Below are 17,304 nucleotides of genomic sequence, written 5' to 3'. Positions count from 1 at the left end.
ATCAAGGGGCCAGTTCGAATGGCTTGATAGGGAATTCCTATCGCCATCGGCCACACAAAATCTGGCAGTTTGCCTGAATCACGGCGATTGACTACCAATCCTCTAAGGGGATCACCGAACCGGAGGCGTGGCCTTGGACTATCTCGTCAATCTCTCGCGTCTTGATCCCGACCCGGCGCTCGATGCCCGGATGACGCAGGCCGGCGTGACGATCCGCAGGGCCCTTGCGCCCGAAGCCAGGCTCGTCACCGACTGGGTGGCGGATACGTTCGGCAATGGCTGGGCCAGCGAGACCGCGGTCGCGCTGACGCGCCAGCCACCCACCGTCTTCATCGCAACCCGCGAGCGCCGGCTCGTCGGTTTCGCCTGTCATGAAGCGATCGCCCGCGGCTTTTTCGGGCCGACGGGGGTGGAAGCGGACGCGCGCGGGCTCGGCATCGGCCACGCCCTGTTGCTTGCCAGCCTCTTCGACCTGAAGGCGATGGGATACGGCTACGCGATCATCGGCGATGTCGGACCTTCGGCCTTCTACGAGAAGACGGTCAATGCCATGCCGATCCCGGACTCGGCGCCCGGTATCTATGCCGGCATGCTGCCGGTCCAGGGATGATTGCCATGCCGGCGCATGACCTCTACGGCCTTACGCTCGAAACCGTCTGGATCCCGGCCGCGGGAGAGCAGGCGATGGCCTACCGGCTCACGTTGCACAACGACGGGGCGACCGCCATCGACAATTTCCGCCTGTGCTTCAGCGGCCCCTGTCAGGTCGATGCCACGGCAACCGCGGAGGGCGGCCATATCGGCCGGCGGCTTTCAACCTTCACGGAGCTGCTGCCGCCGGAGGGGCTGGAGCTTGGCGCCGGCGCGAGCTGGACCGTCACCATCCATGGCCTGTCCTGGCCATTCCAGCACTGGACGGATGGTGCACGGGGCGCCTATCTGCTCTTTCCCGACGGCAGCACGCGCCAGGTCGCCACCACGCCGACGAAGCGCATGGGCGGCAACGCTGCGCCGAAACGGGGCATGGAGCCCTATCCCGTGCCCGCCAGACCACCGGCACCGGTTTCGGTCATCCCCTGGCCGAACCATGTCGCGCTCACCCGCCTCGGCCCCGTCCCCGCCGGCCTGACGCTTCTTGCGGAAGATGCCATGGCAACGGCGGCGGCGGCAGCATTCCGGCGGCTGACCGAATCGCTTTTCGCCGTCGAAGGCATCGTCCGCGCTGCCGAGGAGGGCGGACTGCCGGTGCATTTCCACATACGGCAAACGCTCGCCGCCGAGGCGCATGAACTGGTCTTCACACCCGGCTCCGTCGCCATCCACGCCTCCGGGCAGACCGGATTCCTCTATGGGCTCATCACGCTCGGCCAGATCTGGCGCGGCGCGCATCATTATCCGCACACCTTCGGGTTTCCGGCAGAAGGACAGATCGCCGATGCGCCGGCGATGGGCTGGCGCGGGCTGCATCTCGACGTGGCACGCCGGTTCTACGGCGCAGCGGAAATCCGGCGGCTGCTTTCCATTCTCGCCTGGAACAAGCTCAACCGCTTCCACTGGCACCTCTCCGACGACGAGGCCTGGCGGGTCGAGATCGATGCCTATCCGGCACTGACGGCAACAAGCGCCTGGCGCGGCGAAGGTCTTGCCATTCCGCCTTTGCTCGGTACCGGCGCGGAACGCAGCGGCGGCTACTACAGCAAGGCTGCCATCCGCGACATCGTCGGACATGCCCAGGAGTACGGTATCGAGATCGTGCCGGAAATCGACATGCCCGGCCATTGCCACGCCCTTCAAATAGCCATCCCCGAGCTCCGCGATCCCGACGAGCGGGGCAGCTATCATTCAGTCCAGGGCTTTGCCGACAATTGCCTCAACCCCGCACGCGAGACGACCTACCGTGTCGTGGAAACGATCCTTGCGGAACTGATCGCGCTTTTCCCCTTCCGAACCATCCACATCGGCGCAGACGAAGTCCCGATCGGCGCGTGGTCCGGCTCGCCGGAGGCGCTCGCGAAACTGTCCGAAATCGCCGGAAGGGACATGAGCGAAGCCCATGCGAAACGGCTCAACGTGATCACCAACACGCACGGCGCCGATGCCATCGAAGGGTCCGGCGCGGCGGCGTTGCAGGCGATCTTCCTCAGGCGCATCCAGGCATTCCTCACCGCACAGGGCTGCACCACCGGCGGCTGGCAGGAAGCCGCGCACGGCAACGTCATCGACAAGGACACGACCTATCTCTGCGGCTGGCGGGACGTCGCGGCCTCGGCGGCACTTGCCGACGAGGGCTACACGATGGTCGTCTGCCCGGGCCAGGCCTATTATCTCGACATGGCGCATTCGGCCGACTGGGACGAGCCGGGAGCAAGCTGGGCTGGCGCCTCGACGCCAGAAATGACCTACGCCTTCGATCCCGTCTCCGGCTGGAACGAGGCGCAGAAGGCCAGGCTGCTCGGTGTGCAGGCCTGCATCTGGTCAGAGCCGATGCTCGACCGCGCCGTCTTCGACCGTCTCGTCTTCCCCCGCCTCTCGGCCGTCGCCGAAACCGGCTGGACCCGACCGGAACACAAATCCTGGCGGCGTTTCCAGGCTTCCGCAGGCCTCATGCCGGTGCTTTACGGCGCCGCGTAGAACACCGGCCGGCAGGCGCACCCTTCGGCCGTCCCGCGCGGGCAGGAAAGCCCGCAAACTCCCGGCAATTCAGGCATTCCGCCCCGCAACCTCCACGTACAGGTTCAGGCAAGCTCGCGATTGTATCGAAAATCAGCCGAATGGTGAATTTGCTGTTCTTTCGATTCCATATTTCAGGACTTTGCCCATGACGTCGATCGTGCCCACCCTGAGCATCGCCCAGATCAAGCAACTCTCCACTTCGGCAATCCTGGCCTGGACGACGGAGGACGTCGCCTCGCTCTCCACGAGCCAGCTCAATGCCTTCTCTTCCAAGCAGATCGCAGCGCTGGAAGTGGAGGACATCGAGACCCTCAACACCCGACAGCTGAGCGCCATTTCGCAAAGCGCCATCATCGGCCTGTCGCTCGACCAGCTCAGCGCTCTCGACAAAATCGCCATCGAGAACCTTGCACCCTCCCAGGTCGCCGCCCTCACCGCGACCCAGATGAGAGGCCTGTCGTCCGAGCAGGCGGAGGCGCTGACGGTCTCGCAGGTCCGCATGCTGAGCGCCGCCCAGCTCGCCGCCCTCGACCCCGCGGATATCGCGACCTTCTCCACCGACGACATGGCGGCCATCAGCTACAAGGCCGTGCAGCTTCTCGGCACCGCGGCCATCGCCGCCCTTTCCTCCGAACAGATCAGCGCCCTGACGCCGCTCGCCATCGCGGGATTCACGCCGGCGCAGACCACGTCGCTGACCCCGGAACAGATCGCAGCGCTCACGACGGCGCAGGTCGCACTCCTCAAGCCGACGCAGATCGCGGCACTCAGCGCCGAAGCGGTTGCCGCCTTCAGCGAGACACAGATCGCAGCGCTCAGCACCAGCGCGCTGACAGGTCTCCGATCGACCCAGATCAGCGCCATGAACACCGCGCAGATCGAGGCATTGACCCCGGCGCAGGTCCGCGCGCTTAGCGGCCAGCAGCTTACGGCCATGGGATCGTCCGGCCTTGCCACCTTCTCCAGCCAGGATATCGCGGCGATCTCCAGCCGTGCCGTTCCCAGCCTCAGCATCGGCGTCATCGCCGCACTCTCCGCCGACCAGATCGAGGCCCTCAGCCCGTCCGCCATCCAGGCCCTGACGGTGATGCAGATCAATGCCCTCAGCCCGGCCCAGATCGAGCTCTTCACGTCCACCCAGGTGCGCGGGATGAACATGGCGCAGATCGGCGCGCTCGGTGCCGACGATATCGCCGCGCTCTCCAGCGACGCCCTCGCCGCCATCAACAACACCGCGCTGAAGGGGCTCAACACCGCCGCCGTCGCCGCCCTTTCGCAGGCGCAGATCGAGGCACTGTCGACGGCGCAGATCAACGCGCTTTCCGCAAGACAGATCGCCGCGCTCGGCACCGCCGGCATCGCGCTGTTCTCCACGCTCCAGATCGCCGCCGTCAACAGCAGCGCCATCCCCGGCTTGACGACCGCCCAGATCGCCGTCCTCGCCAGCGACCAGGTCGAAGCCCTCTCGCCGGTGCAGGCCAAGGCGCTCACCGCAACCCAGATCGCCGCGCTCGAAGCCGATGACCTTGCGGTGTTCTCGACCGCCGACATCGCCGCCCTCTCGGCGAGCGCCGTAACGGGCCTTTCCACCGGCACGATTGCCAGCCTTTCCACCGACCAGATCGCCGCGCTCAGCGTGAAATCGATCCCCGGCCTCTCGACGCAGCAGATCGCCGCGCTCGAAGTCGCACAGGCCAAAGCCCTCACGGTCGCGCAGGTCAAGGCGCTGACGGCCCGGCAGGTCGGCGTTCTCTCTCCCGAGGCGCTGGAAACCTTCTCGACCGCCGATATCGCCGCGCTTTCGGTCAACGCGCTTTCCAGCCTCGGCAGCGACTCCATCTCCCGCCTCACCCCCGAGCAGATCGCGGCACTGACGACCGGCCAGATTACGGCCCTCAAATCGTCGCAGCTCGCCGCGCTCACCACCGAGCAGGTCGAGGCCTTCACGCCCAATCAGGTCCGCGCCATGAGCGCCGTCCAGCTCGCCGCACTGACGCCGGACGCCATCGCCACCTTCTCGACCGCGGACATGGCGGCCATCAGCAATCGCGGCATTTCCGGCCTCAGCACGGCCGCCGTCGCGACCCTCACCACCGACCAGATCGCCGCGCTCAGCGGCGGCGCGCTCGGCAGCCTCACGGGTGCGCAGATCCGCGCCCTCGAAGCCGAACAGATCGAAGCGCTTTCCACCGCCCAGGTCGCGGCACTCGGCGCGACACAGCTTTCAGCCCTCGGCCCTGAAGACATGGCGATGCTCACCGAAGCACATATCGCCGCGATCAATGCCAAGGCCATCTCCGGCCTCAGCAGTGAGGCCATCGCCGCGCTTTCCACCGACCAGATCGCGGCCCTCGGAACCAGCGCCATCGCCAGCCTGAAGTCGACGCAGATCGCCGCCCTCACCCCCGAGCAGGTCGAGGCCTTCTCGCCGGTGCAGGTCCGCGCGCTCAGCGCCCAGCAGATCGCGTTCCTCGGCGCGGACGACCTTGCCACCTTCTCGACGGAGGACATAGCGGCGATCAATGCCAAGGCGATGCAGGGCATCACGTCCGATGCCTTCATCGGGCTTTCGGACGAGCAGGTCGGCGCGCTGTCGACCGCGCAGATCGCCGGCCTTTCCGCCAAGCAGTTCTCCGGGATGGACGGAACGGTCCTCGCCTCGCTCACCACCGGCCAGATCGCAGCCCTCAGTGCCAGTGTCATCGCTATCCTTTCGCCCAGCCAGATCGAAGCGCTGAGCACGGCACAGATCGAGGCCCTGACCCCGACCCAGATCAAGGCGCTGAGCGCCAACCAGCTTGCCGCGTTGACCGCGGCCGACATAGCGACCTTCTCGAGCGCCGACCTTGCGGCCATCAGCAGCCGGGCGATTTCCGGGCTTGATGCCGATGTGCTCACCGGCCTTTCGGCCAGCCAGATCGCCGCTCTCGACCGCTATGCGATCCCGGGCATGAGCGCCCGGCAGATCGAGGCGCTGTCCTCCGCCCAGATCGCCGCCCTCACCACCGCCCAGATCGCCAGCCTCACCCCCACGCAGGCCGGCGCCTTCGAGGTGGAAGACATCCGGGCGCTTTCGACCGCGCAGGTCGCCGCCCTTTCCTTCCGCGCCATTCCCGGCCTGAGTGCCGGCTCCATCACCGCGCTCTCCTCCGATCAGCTTGCCGCGCTCAGCACGAGCAGCATGACGGGCCTGACCAGCAGCCAGCTCGATGCGCTGACCTCCCAGCAGGTGAGCCAGCTCTCCACCGCCCAGCTGCGGGCGCTGAACGCCACCCAGCTCGCCGGCCTTGACGACGACATCGATGTCCTCTCCACCGCGCAGATCGCCAGTCTCAACCCGGCCGCCATCAGCGGCCTCACCACGAACCAGATGGCGGGCCTCACCTCCGAGCAGGTCGCGGCCCTGACCACGGCACAGATCGGCGGGCTCAACTCCGGACAGGTCGGTGCCCTCAGCCCCGCCGACATCGCCTCGCTGACGAGCGCGCAGATCAATGCGCTCAGCGGCGTCGGCATTTCCGGCCTGACCGCAAATCAGATCGCGGCACTCACCACGACGCAGATCAACGCCCTCAACAACCGCCAGATGGCGGCACTCTCCTCCGCGCAGATCGCCGCGCTGGGAACCGACAACGTGGCGGCGCTGACCACGGCTCAGATCGCCGCGCTCAATGCCGGCAGCATCGCGGGCTTCACCTCCGAACAGCTCGCCACCCTTTCCACCGCCCAGGCCGAAGCGCTGACCAGCGCGCAGGTGGGCTCCCTCAAATCCGACCAGATCAGCGAACTCGGCACCGACGACATCGCCACCTTCTCGCCGAGGGATATCGGCATGATCAGCTCCGGCGCCATCGCCGGGCTGTCTCCGGCCGCAATCGCCGCGCTCTCGACGGCACAGATTGCCGCCTTCAGCACCGCCGCCATCGGCGCGATGAGCGCCCAGCAGCTCGCCGCCCTCTCCACGGCGCAGGCCGAAGCCCTGACCAGCCAGCAGGTTGCGGCCCTCAGCTCCGCCCAGCTCGCCACCTTCGGTGCCGATGACCTCGCCACCTTCTCGACCCGGGATATCGCAGCCATCGGCTCGAACGCCATTGCCGGTATCTCGACCGAAACGCTCGCGGCCCTTTCGACCGCCCAGATCGCAGCCTTCAGCACCGCCGGTATCGGCGGCATGACGGCACGGCAGTTCGAAGCGCTCAGCGTCGCCCAGGCCGAAGCGCTCACCAGCACCCAGATCGGCGCGATGAGCTCGGCGCAGCTTGCGGCCTTCGGGACCGACGACATCGCTACCTTCTCGACGCGCGAGATCGCCGCCATCGGCGCGAACGCGGTCTCCGGCCTCTCGACGGCCGCAATCGCAAACCTCTCGACGGCGCAGGTGGCAGCCCTCAGCACCGCTGCGATCGGCGGCCTTGCAACCCGCCAGATCCAGGCCCTCACCAGCGCCCAGCTCGACGCCCTGTCGCCTGCCCAGGTTCGCGCCCTCGATGCCCGGCAGATCGCAACGCTCGGCACGGAATACATTGCCGCGCTTTCGACGGAGCAGGTTGCCGCCCTCAGCACGGCCGCCATTGCCGGCCTCTCCACCGACCAGATCGCGGCGCTCTCCACCGCCCAGGCCGAGGCCCTGAGCAGCAAGCAGGTCGCGGCCCTCACCTCGCGCCAGATCGCGGCGCTCGATCTCGACGACCTCGACACCTTCTCCGTCGCCGACATGGCCGCCATCAGCTCCAGCGCGATGTCGGGCCTGTCGACCGACATGCTCGCCTCGCTGACGACGAGCCAGATCGCCGCGCTCGGCCCGGCCGGCCTTTCCGGCATGACGAGCAGCCAGATCGCCGCCCTTTCCACCGATCAGGTCGGTGCGCTCACAACGGCCCAGCTCGCCGCCCTTGGGTCGAAGCAGACCGCAGCGCTCAGCACGGACGACATCGCCGCCCTTTCGCCGGCGCAGATCGCCGCCCTCGGCTCGGCCGGTGTTTCCGGCCTCACCACGGACCAGATTTCCGTCCTGTCCACCAGCCAGGCCGAGGCGCTGACCAGCGGCCAGATCGCCGCACTGAGTTCCAGCCAGGTCGCCGCCTTCAGCGCCGACACGATGGAGACCTTCACCGCCGCCGAGATGGCCGCAATCACATCAGGCGCGGTCTCCGGCCTGTCGGCGGCAACCATCGCGGCCCTGACGACGGCGCAGATCGCAGCGCTGAACGGTGCCGGCCTGACATCCACACAGGTCAACGCCCTCAGCAGCGACCAGCTGGAGGCGCTGACCAAGACCCAGCTCGCCGCCTTCGGATCGGCACAGATCGGCGCGCTCGGTACGGACGACATTGCAGTCCTCTCGCCCGAGCAGATCGCCGCCCTCGGCACGGCCGGCATCGCCGCCCTTTCCACCGCGCAGGTCGCAGCGCTTTCCAGCAGCCAGGCGGAGGCCCTGACCAGCAAGCAGGTCGCCGCGCTGAATTCGCATCAGATCGCAGCGCTTGAGGCCGAAGACCTCGAACTGTTCTCGACGGCCGATCTTGCCGCGATCAATTCACGGGCCATGTCCGGTCTGTCGACGGCAACGCTCGCCGCGCTCAGCCCCGAGCAGATCGCCGCCTTCAGCCCCTCCGGCATTTCCGGCCTGTCGAGCGCCCAGATCGGCGCACTGACCGCCGACCAGGTCGAGGCGCTGACAAGCGCCCAGGTCGGCGCCCTGAGCTCGCAGCAGATCGCGGCGCTCGATGCGGATGACATCGCGCTGTTCTCGACGGCCGACATGGCGGCCATCAGCTCGAGCGCGATTGCCGGCCTGTCGCCGGCGGTGCTTGCCGGCTTCTCGGCCAGCCAGATCGCCGCACTCAGCGCTGCGGGGATCAGCGGGCTCACCACAAGCCAGGTCGCCGCCCTCACCTCCGCTCAGGTCGCCGGGCTTTCCACCCAGCAGCTGGGAGCCTTCACCTCCAAGCAGGTTGCCGCCCTCGATGCCATCGACGTCAGCACACTGACGCCTGCCCAGATCGCAGCGCTCAGCACGGGCGGTGTGGCCGGTCTTACCAGCACGCAGACCGGCGGCCTGACGCTGGAACAGGTCGAAGCGCTCACGACAAGCCAGATCGCGGCCCTCGGTTCATCCGCCCTTGCAGGCCTTTCGACCGAGGCGCTCGACACGTTCTCGCACGGCAAGCTCGCCGCGATCAGCGCCAGCGCGATCAAGGGCCTGCCGCCGGGCTATATGGCGACGCTCTCCGAAGGTGAAATCGCCGCCCTCGGCACGGCAGCGATCTCCGGCCTCAGCAGTGCCCAGATCGCAGCACTCAGCACCGCACAGGTCGAGGCCTTGTCGCTGGCCCAGATCGCCGCGCTGAGCCTGCCGGGCATTGCCGGCCTCACCTCCGCACAGATGCAAACCATCTCCTCCGAGGAGCTGGCGGCCATCGGCACGGCAGCCATCCGCGGGCTTTCGAGCGGCACGATCGGCGCACTGTCGACGGCGTCGATCGCAGCCCTGTCGACGGCTCAGGTCGCCGCCCTCACCTATGGCCAGATGTCGGCACTCGGCGCCCAGCAGGTGGGGGCGCTCTCGTCCGACCAGATCGGTGCGCTGACGGCGACACAGGCCGCGGCCCTCGGTGCCGACGACCTAGCCACGTTCTCGGCTGAGGATATCATCTCGCTGAGCTCAAGCGCGATTTCCGGCCTCGGCACGGCGACACTCGCCGGTCTTTCCACCGAGCAGGCTGCCGCCTTCACGCCCGGCCAGCTTGCCGCCATGACCTCGGCACAGATCAACGCCCTGCCGCAAGGTGGCGGGGGCGCACAGAACTTCGCCTCTCCGCCCATGAGCGACGAGTCTGCAGCGGAAGATCCGAGCTCTGCAGAGCCCAAGGCCGAGAGCGATGCGCAATCGGAGATCGCGTCGATCATCTCCTCCTACCTCACGGTCTGATCAAGCGACAAAGCCTGAAAACACGTTCGCCCCGGCAAGCCGGGGCGAACTGCATTTGGATCGGCCGCTTCTGCGCAGACGGCTACGGGCTACCGTCTTCCCTCAGTGCCGCATCGGTGATCGTGTTGTCGAGGTCGAGCGCGCGGTCCGGCTTCAGGCCGAACCGCTGCAGGTCGCCGTGATAGCCGCGCACGGCTTCCGCCGGCGTCACGTTTCGGTTCGCGACGGCGCGCATCCAGGTCGTCAGCGACAGCTGGTGTTCGGCAAGGTTGATCTTGCGGCCGAAAATGGCGAGGCGGGCGCCGCTCGCCTCGGCGCGGGCGACCATTTCCATCGCATCGCGATGCGTACCGCTCGCCCCGCCCATCACGCCGACGACGACAGTGTCGTCATGAGCGACCAGCTCTTCGAGCGCGCGGCGGCCGTTATAGACGATCTTCAGAAACTCCGGCCGCTCGGCGCGCGCGAGGCTCGCCAAAGCCCGTACGATGCAGTCGTTCACGAAGGCGCCGGTCCCGGCAACGCCGAAGCCCGTTGCGGCATTCGGATTGAACACTTCGAGGAAATGCCGCTTGCCGGCGGTGCGTGCGTCGGCGCGGAAGGTCCGGTAGGCCTCCAGCATGGCGACGTCTGCAACGGCATCGTTGTTGAAGGTCATCGAGAACAGGCAGAGCTCAGCCTGCGCGCGCAGAAGATCGGCGCCGCGATAGGGCTGAGCCGGCGTCTCGCGATAGCGGCCGCCGCGGATGTTGAGCCAGACGTCGGTCGTCTCGTTGGCACGAAAGGCCGGCGTCACGGGGCTGCCGTCGAAGCTGCCGCGCTCGACGAGCCGCTCAATGTTGCTCGCAGAGCCCAGCATGACATCGACGGCTTTTTCCGCGATAAGGGTTTCCATCTCGGCGAGGAACTCCCGGCGCGTGCGGCTGCCGGCCGCGATCCCGTCTGCGCCGCGGCGAAAACCCGTCGTCAGGATGCCGCCGGAAATGTCGGCATCCTTGGCATCGACGAGGATGAAATCACCCGATCGGTAGGTGCCGGCGCGGATGCGCGCCATCTTCTCGTCGTAGCTCTTGGGCATCATGTCAGATCAACTCCATGGAAGGTCTTCAGCCGCGCGCGAACGGCGGCGATTTCATCGGCACGGCGGGCCACATCCCAGCCGAACGTCTCTCCCGCCTGGACGGCGAGCGCTTCGACCAGTCGCGCCGTCAGACGGCCGGTCACGGCAAGCGTCGTGCGACGGAAGGCCAGGTCCGCCAGCGAGCCGACCTGCTCGTTGCGCAGCACGTAATCCACCTCGCCGGTGCTGTAGTCCGGAGCGTCGGGAAGCGGCGCATCGGCCGGAACCGCGGCGACATGCGCCGCAACGACCCGCGCCGTGGTGCCGTAGTGGGCGAAGAGATCGCCGACGCGCTTCTCCGCAAGCCCGGTTTCCCGTGCGAGACCGGCAATCCACGCCTGCTTTCCCGCCTCGGTCTTCGGATAGTCACGCCCCCCGCCGATGGCGAGGTCTCGGGTCGAAGCCTTGCGGCTTGCGCCAAGGCGCTTCATCAGCATGTCCGCCACTTCTTCCGCATAGCCCCGGAAGGTCGTCCACTTGCCGCCGACGAGCGAATAGACCGGATAGGGCCGGCCGGCGGCGGGTTCGAGGACCGGCGTCGCGTGGTCGCGGGTGATGAGGCCCGGATCCTTCGCATCGGAAGCCGGCAGTGGGCGGATACCGCTATAGACATAGACGATCTGGTCGCGAGAGAAGCGAAGCTTCGGCAGGAGCCTGCGCAGGCTTTCGAGGAGGTATTCCACCTCGTCGGGCTCGCAACGCACCGTATCGGGATTGGCCGCCTTGATGTCGGTCGAGCCGGCAAGGGCACGGCCGAGATATTCGAAGACCAGGCAGATGCGCCCGTCATCCGCCTCGAAATAGATCATCCGTCCCTTCAATTCCTTCAACAGGTCAGGATGGTCGAGCAAAATATGCGACCCCTTGGTGCCGCCGATCATGCGCGAGGGTTCGCCGAGGATGGCGTTCACCTCGTCGATCCAGGGACCGGCCGCATTGACGACGATCTTCGGTCGGATCGTCGCCGCCGCCTCGCCGGTGAGGCTTTTGACCGTCAGAGCGCCGTCCGCGGCGCGCTCCAGCCCGACATGGTTGAGCGCCGCTGACCGCGGGCTGTCGGCAAGGCCGTCGCGTACGAGTTCGAGGATCAGGCGCTCGGGATGGGTGACGGTGGCGTCGTAATAGGTGCCCGTCGCCACGATATCGGGCGTCAGCGCCGGCAGATCGCGCAGCGAGGCAGCCCGGCTTGCCGTCGAATGGCGCGGCATGACGCGGTGGCGCGCGCCATAGAAGTCGTAGAGCATCAGGCCGATCTTGACGAGCAGCGCGCCGCGGCTGCGCGGGGCGCTCTTCGAGCCGAACAGCGTGCGCAGCGCCGCGCCGATGCCCTTCGTCCAGGAGAAGATCGGGATCAGCGTCGGCAGCGGCTTGACGTAGTGCGGCGCATTGGCGAGCAGCAGGTTGCGCTCCAGCGTCGACTGCGCGACGAGGCGGAACTCGCCCGTCTCGAGATATTTCAGCCCGCCGTGGATGAGACGGGAGGGCGCCGCGCTGGTGCCGGCGGCATAATCATTCTTCTCGATCAGCAGGCAGTCGAGCCCCTGGGCCGTCAGGTCGCGGAAAAGGCCCGCGCCGTTGACGCCCGCCCCGACGATGAGAACGTCGACCGTGCCGCGCGCCGCCATCGCCGCCATCCGTTCGCCCATGCCGCCGGGAAAGGCGGCGGCGCCTGCTGCTGTCGCATTCATGTACTCTTGCCCATTTTCACGATTTCGAGTTTGACGCCGGCGTCTTTCAGACGCGCCCTCACCGCTTCGTCGACCCGGTCCGTCGTCAGCACGACGTCGAAGGCGGTTAGATCGCTCAGCACGTTGAGGGCGACCTTGCCGAATTTCGAGGAATCGACGAGCAGGATCTTGCGGCTCGACGAGGCCATCATCGCCTGCTTGACCTTGGTAACCTGCGCGTCCTGGATGAACGCCGTCACGCCGTCGATGGCAGAGGCGGAACAGAAGAGAACGTTCGCCCGAAGGCTTGATACCGCCTTCTCACAGGTGATGCCGATATAGGCGTTGTAGTTGCGGTGGTACTTGCCGCCGAGGCTGATCAGTTCCACTTCTTCGGCCTCGATCAGCTTGCCGGTCGAAATGTAGCTGTTCGTGATGACGGTGAGCGGATGGGCCTCCGGCAGGAGGTCCGCAAGTGCGCAGGCCGTGGAAGAATCGTCGAGCATCACGGCCTGTCCGGCCTCGACATAGGCCATGGCGGCGCGGGCGAGCGCTTCCTTCTCCCCCTTGCCCACCGTCTCGCGGTAGCGGAACGTGCTTTCGTAAAGACCGGAAGGCTGGACTGTGACCATGCCGTGCAGCTTACGCAGCACACCCTGCTGGGCGAGCGCGTCGATATGCCGGTGAATGGTCATGCGCGACACGCCGAAATGCTCGACGAGATCCTCGATGCGCGCCTGGCCGGCCCTCATGATGTAGTCGGCAATCTCCTCGCGCCGTGCTTCCGCCTTCATCCGTCCACTCCCCTTGACCGTTTTGCGAGATCCTCGATGGCCCGCCAGTGGGGCGCCATCCCGTCCGCAAGCTGTCTATAGAGATTGTAGCGCTCGGCAAGCCGGGCGCTGCGCACCGTATCCGGCTGGTAGGAACGCAGGATACGGGTCGTCGCTGCCGCGCCGGTTTCCGGGCTCGCATAGAGCCCGACCGCAGTACCGGCGACGAGCGCCGCACCCCAGGCGGCCGCCTCGTCGGCGGAGGAAACGTCGACGGCGAGCCCCGTCGCGTCGGCGAACATCTGCGCCAGAACCGGGCTGCGCGCGCCACCGCCGCTGATGCGCATGCGCTCCACCGGCACGCGCGACAGGAGGTCGTCGATGTGGAGCTTGTGGTTGAAGACGATGCCTTCCAGCACGGCCTTCAGAAGGTCGCCGCGCTCGTGCCAGCCGTGCATGCCAAAGAAGCCGGCGCTTGCACCGCTGCCGAAGGGCGAGCCGAAGAGGAAGGGATGGAAGACGATGTCCGACGGCTTTTCCAGCGCTCGCGCAAGTTCCGGCTGCAGCAGCGTATGGATGTCGGTCGCCTCGTGCTCGGCCCTTTCCGAAAGGTCGCGGCAGAAATTGTCGAGGAACCAGTCGTAGTTCGCGGTGGAGGCCGGGGAGATGGCCATGGCATTCCACCAGCCCTTGCGGATGCCGTTGCGGCAGAACCAGCGCGGATCGGCCATCGGTTCCTCGGTGACCAGCTCGTTGATCGAATAGGTCCCGGCGACGACCGCCAGCAGACCCGGCGCATGGCCGCCGATGCCGAGCGCCGAGGCCGTCACGTCGTGCAGGCCGGCGGCAACGGGCGTGCCCTCGAGGAGGCCGGTCGCTGCCGCCGCGTCGCGCGTTACCGTACCGATGATCTCATCCGGCCGCGCAACAGGTGGAAGGGCCGGCCAGAGGTCGCCGAGGCCGAAGACCTCCAGCGCCGCCCTGTCGAAGGCCTGCGTGCGCACATTGGTGAAGCTCGTGCTCGCCTCGGTCAGATCGGTGCCGACGACACCGGTCAGGCAGAAGCGCAGCCAGTCCTTGCAGGTGAAGACATGGCCGATGGCGCGGTAGCGCTCCGGCTCGTGCTGCCGGATATGGGCAAGCAGGGCCGAGGGCGCCGAGGCGTGGGCGGTCTGGCCGGTCAGCTCCAGCGCGCGTCGCGCCACGCCGTCCTTCTCCCACGCATCGACGATCCCGCCGGCGCGGCTGTCGAGCGAGAGGATGCCGGCGCCGAGCGGGCGCTTGTCACCGTCGAGCAGGTAGAGACCGTCGCCATGGGCGGTGGCCGCGATGGCCTTGATGTCACCGGCCGGCCGGCCGCTCTTCTCGATCGCCTCACGGATCGCCTCGGCGGTCGCGGTCCACAGGCCCGCCATGTCGCGCTCGACATGGCGCGGCTCGGGGAAAGACTGCGGCACCCGCCGCCGCGCGACGGCGACCGGCGTGCCGTCCTCCTCGAAAATCACCGCCTTGGTGACCGTCAGGCCATTATCGATGCCCAGAAGCAGCGCCATCGTTCTCTCCCGTCAGTTCCGGCTTGCATGCAGGGCGAAACGGTCCTGCAGGCTGGCAAGATAGATCGCGACGAGCAGCACGCAACCGAAGACCATCTGTCGGATCGAGGGCTCGATGCCGGTGAGGTTCATCAGGTTCTCGATGATGGCGATGACGATGACCGCGCCGAACACGCCCGAAAGCCGCCCGATGCCACCATTGAGGCTGGTACCGCCGAGAATGGTGCCGGCGAAGACCATGAGGATGTCACCTTCACCGAGATCGGCGACGACCGATTGCAGGCGCCCGACTTCCAGGAGGCCGCCGACGGCGGCGGCAAGGCCGGCAATGCCGAAGCAGAGGATTTTCGTGCGGTGCACCTTTACACCGGCAAGGAAGGCGGCTTCCTCGTTGTTGCCGATGGCGTAGATCTCCTTGCCGATGCGATGGCGCTCCATGAAGATATAGGCAACGCCGTAGAGCACGAGCCAGACGAAGATCGCAACCGGAATGCCGAACCAGCGTGCTTCGCCGAGATAGGTATACTCGGCTGGCAGGTAGTAGACACCCTCGGGAATGAGGAAGACCACGGCACCGCGCATCACGAGCAGCGTCGCGAGCGTCACGAGGAAGGCGTTGACGCGCAGGTTTACCGCGAAGGCGCCTGCTGCAAGGCCGACAAGCAGGCCAACAACCGGCGTCAGGATGACGGCGAGAACGGGATGGACCACATCAGGCGCCCAGACCGTCATCGCCACGATGGCAACGGCCGGCGCAAAGGCAAAGCTCGATTCCAGCGAGAGATCGACCTCCTTGATCAGCAGGACGAGGAAGAGGCCGAGCACCATGCAGCCGAGCGGCGCTGCCGCCCAGAGCACGTTGGTGATGTTCTGCAGCGAGGCGAAACCGGGAACAGTGAGCCCGACGGCGACGAGAACGGCAAGCAGCACCCAGATGAGGTGGCGCTCCATCAGACGGGAGAACAGCCGGACTGTGCTGGACATCGTTCAAACTCCTTGAATGGTCTTGTAGAGCGCGGAGACGGTGAAGTTCTCCTCGCCGCGTTTGAGGACGGCGATAATGCGGCCACGGAAGAAGACATAGATGCGGTCGCAGACCGTAATCATCTCCTCCTCGCTCTCCGTCAGCATGATCACCGCACTGTCGCGCGACAGATCGGTGCGGATCGCCTTGAGGATTTCGGGTTTCGTGGCGAGATCGACGCCGCGTGTCGGTTCGTTGAGGATGAGCAGGCGCGGCGCGTTCAGCGTCAGGCGCGCGATCAGAACCTTCTGCTTGTTGCCGCCGGAAAGGCCGCTCATACCGATCTCCGGCCCCTTGGCCTTGACCTTGAACTCGACGATCTTGTCGGCCGTCACCTGGCGGGCGCGGCGACTATCGATCAGGCCGAGCGCGGTGGAGAACTGGCGGTAGCTGGAAATCAGCGTGTTTTCGGCAATCGAGCGGCCCTGGATGACGGCCTGGCGCTCGCGATGTTTCGGCAGCAGCGCGATACGGTGCTTCATCGCTTCGCCGGGCGATGCAAGATGCAGCGCCCTGCCCTCCATCTCGAAGGTTCCGGCGTCAAGCACGCCGAGGCCGAACAGGGCTTCGGCCGCCTCGTCCTTGCCGGACCCGTCCAGCCCGGCAAAACCGATGACATCGCCCGTGCCGAGCGACAGCGTGACGTCCTCGAAGACACCGTGACGGGTGAGGCCGGAAATGCGGGCGATGGGGCGCGACTGATCTTCCGGCACGGCGCGCGCGAGGCCATCAAGGCTCATCACGGGAATGTCGCCGACGATCCAGTTGGCAAGTTCCGCACCGGTGGTGGCGGCGACGTCGAGCGTGGCGACGGCGCGGGCATCGCGCATGACCGTGACGCGGTCACAGAATTCCATGATCTCGGAAACGTGGTGCGAGATCAGCGTGTAGGACCGGTCGGGATGGCGGCGCACGAGATCGCGCAGCAGCGACAGCAGCATCGTCTTGCGCTCGCGCGACAGTGATGCGGTGATCTCGTCGAGCAGGATGACCTTCGCCTCGTCGATAAACTGCGCCTTGCCGAAGGCAAGCAATTGCTGGCTCTCGATGGGCAGCGTCAGCATTAGCGCGTCGGGGTCGATGGAAAGCCCGACGGCCTCGGCAACCTCGACGGCCTTGCGTCGCATGTCGGCACGGCGCAGGAAGCCGAGCCTGCGGGTCAGCGGCTGGCCCATGAACATGTTGTCGACGACGGACAGGCGCGGCGCGAATTTCGGCTCCTGCGGCACGAGCGAAACGCCGAGCCCGTGGGCGCGCACGGGATTGTAGTCGGCGATGGCGACAGGTGCGCCGCCGATTTCGATCGTGCCCGATGTCGCCTGCTGCGCGCCGGAAATCAGGCTCATCAGCACGGACTTGCCGGCACCGTTGCGGCCGATGATGCCGTGGATCTCGCCGCGACGCACGGAAAGATCGACATCCGCGACGGCGGTGAGGCCCGGGAAGCTCTTGGTCAGCCCGGCAAGGCGATAGGACGGCGTCCCGGTCGCCGGGAGGGCGGCGGATTGGATCATGGTTCTACTCGTGGTCGGGAAGGAAGGCGGCGGCTGACATGCCGCCGCC

The 17,304-nt window shown here is 66.9% G+C and carries 9 protein-coding genes; 3 read left to right on the top strand and 6 right to left on the bottom strand.

Annotated features, from left to right (window positions below; translation table 11 throughout):
* Window positions 1-133: 133 nt before the first annotated feature.
* From EXZ48_RS04285 to EXZ48_RS04275, 3 genes are all read left to right on the top strand, one after another.
* On the top strand, window positions 134-610 hold the full coding sequence (locus EXZ48_RS04285; protein ID WP_050744833.1) for a GNAT family N-acetyltransferase: 477 nt from the start codon (window positions 134-136) through the stop codon (window positions 608-610).
* A gap of 5 nt (window positions 611-615) precedes the next feature.
* Entirely contained in the window at window positions 616-2,631 is a 2,016-nt protein-coding gene (locus EXZ48_RS04280) for a beta-N-acetylhexosaminidase (protein ID WP_245461929.1), read from the top strand.
* A 187-nt stretch (window positions 2,632-2,818) separates the two neighbouring features.
* Complete coding sequence (locus tag EXZ48_RS04275) at window positions 2,819-9,604, top strand: S-layer family protein (RefSeq protein WP_245461925.1); 6,786 nt, start codon at window positions 2,819-2,821, stop codon at window positions 9,602-9,604.
* An 82-nt stretch (window positions 9,605-9,686) separates the two neighbouring features.
* On the opposite strand, the gene EXZ48_RS04270 is transcribed toward EXZ48_RS04275, so the two are convergent.
* From EXZ48_RS04270 to EXZ48_RS04245, 6 genes are read right to left on the bottom strand one after another with little or no spacing between them, the layout of a single operon-like run.
* Complete coding sequence (locus tag EXZ48_RS04270; protein WP_245461924.1) at window positions 9,687-10,685, bottom strand: hypothetical protein; 999 nt, start codon at window positions 10,683-10,685, stop codon at window positions 9,687-9,689.
* Window positions 10,682-12,370, bottom strand: a complete 1,689-nt coding sequence (locus EXZ48_RS04265; RefSeq protein WP_245461947.1) for a glycerol-3-phosphate dehydrogenase/oxidase — start codon at window positions 12,368-12,370, stop codon at window positions 10,682-10,684. The genes EXZ48_RS04270 and EXZ48_RS04265 overlap by 4 nt, the downstream gene beginning before the upstream one ends.
* Window positions 12,371-12,408: 38 nt before the next feature.
* A complete protein-coding gene (locus EXZ48_RS04260; RefSeq protein WP_023512106.1) occupies window positions 12,409-13,185 on the bottom strand; it encodes a DeoR/GlpR family DNA-binding transcription regulator in 777 nt (258 codons plus the stop codon).
* Entirely contained in the window at window positions 13,182-14,717 is a 1,536-nt protein-coding gene (locus tag EXZ48_RS04255; protein WP_130514430.1) for an FGGY-family carbohydrate kinase, read from the bottom strand. The genes EXZ48_RS04260 and EXZ48_RS04255 overlap by 4 nt, the downstream gene beginning before the upstream one ends.
* A gap of 12 nt (window positions 14,718-14,729) precedes the next feature.
* Window positions 14,730-15,701, bottom strand: a complete 972-nt coding sequence (locus EXZ48_RS04250) for an ABC transporter permease (protein WP_130514429.1) — start codon at window positions 15,699-15,701, stop codon at window positions 14,730-14,732.
* 3 nt (window positions 15,702-15,704) lie between these two features.
* Window positions 15,705-17,255, bottom strand: a complete 1,551-nt coding sequence (locus tag EXZ48_RS04245; protein WP_130514428.1) for a sugar ABC transporter ATP-binding protein — start codon at window positions 17,253-17,255, stop codon at window positions 15,705-15,707.
* Between the last annotated feature and the right edge of the window lie 49 nt (window positions 17,256-17,304).

This window comes from Shinella sp. JR1-6 (assembly GCF_004284735.1).
In the GTDB taxonomy this organism is placed as follows: domain Bacteria; phylum Pseudomonadota; class Alphaproteobacteria; order Rhizobiales; family Rhizobiaceae; genus Shinella.
Note: the sequence above shows the minus strand (reverse complement) of the source record. Positions and strands in the feature narration are given on the sequence as shown.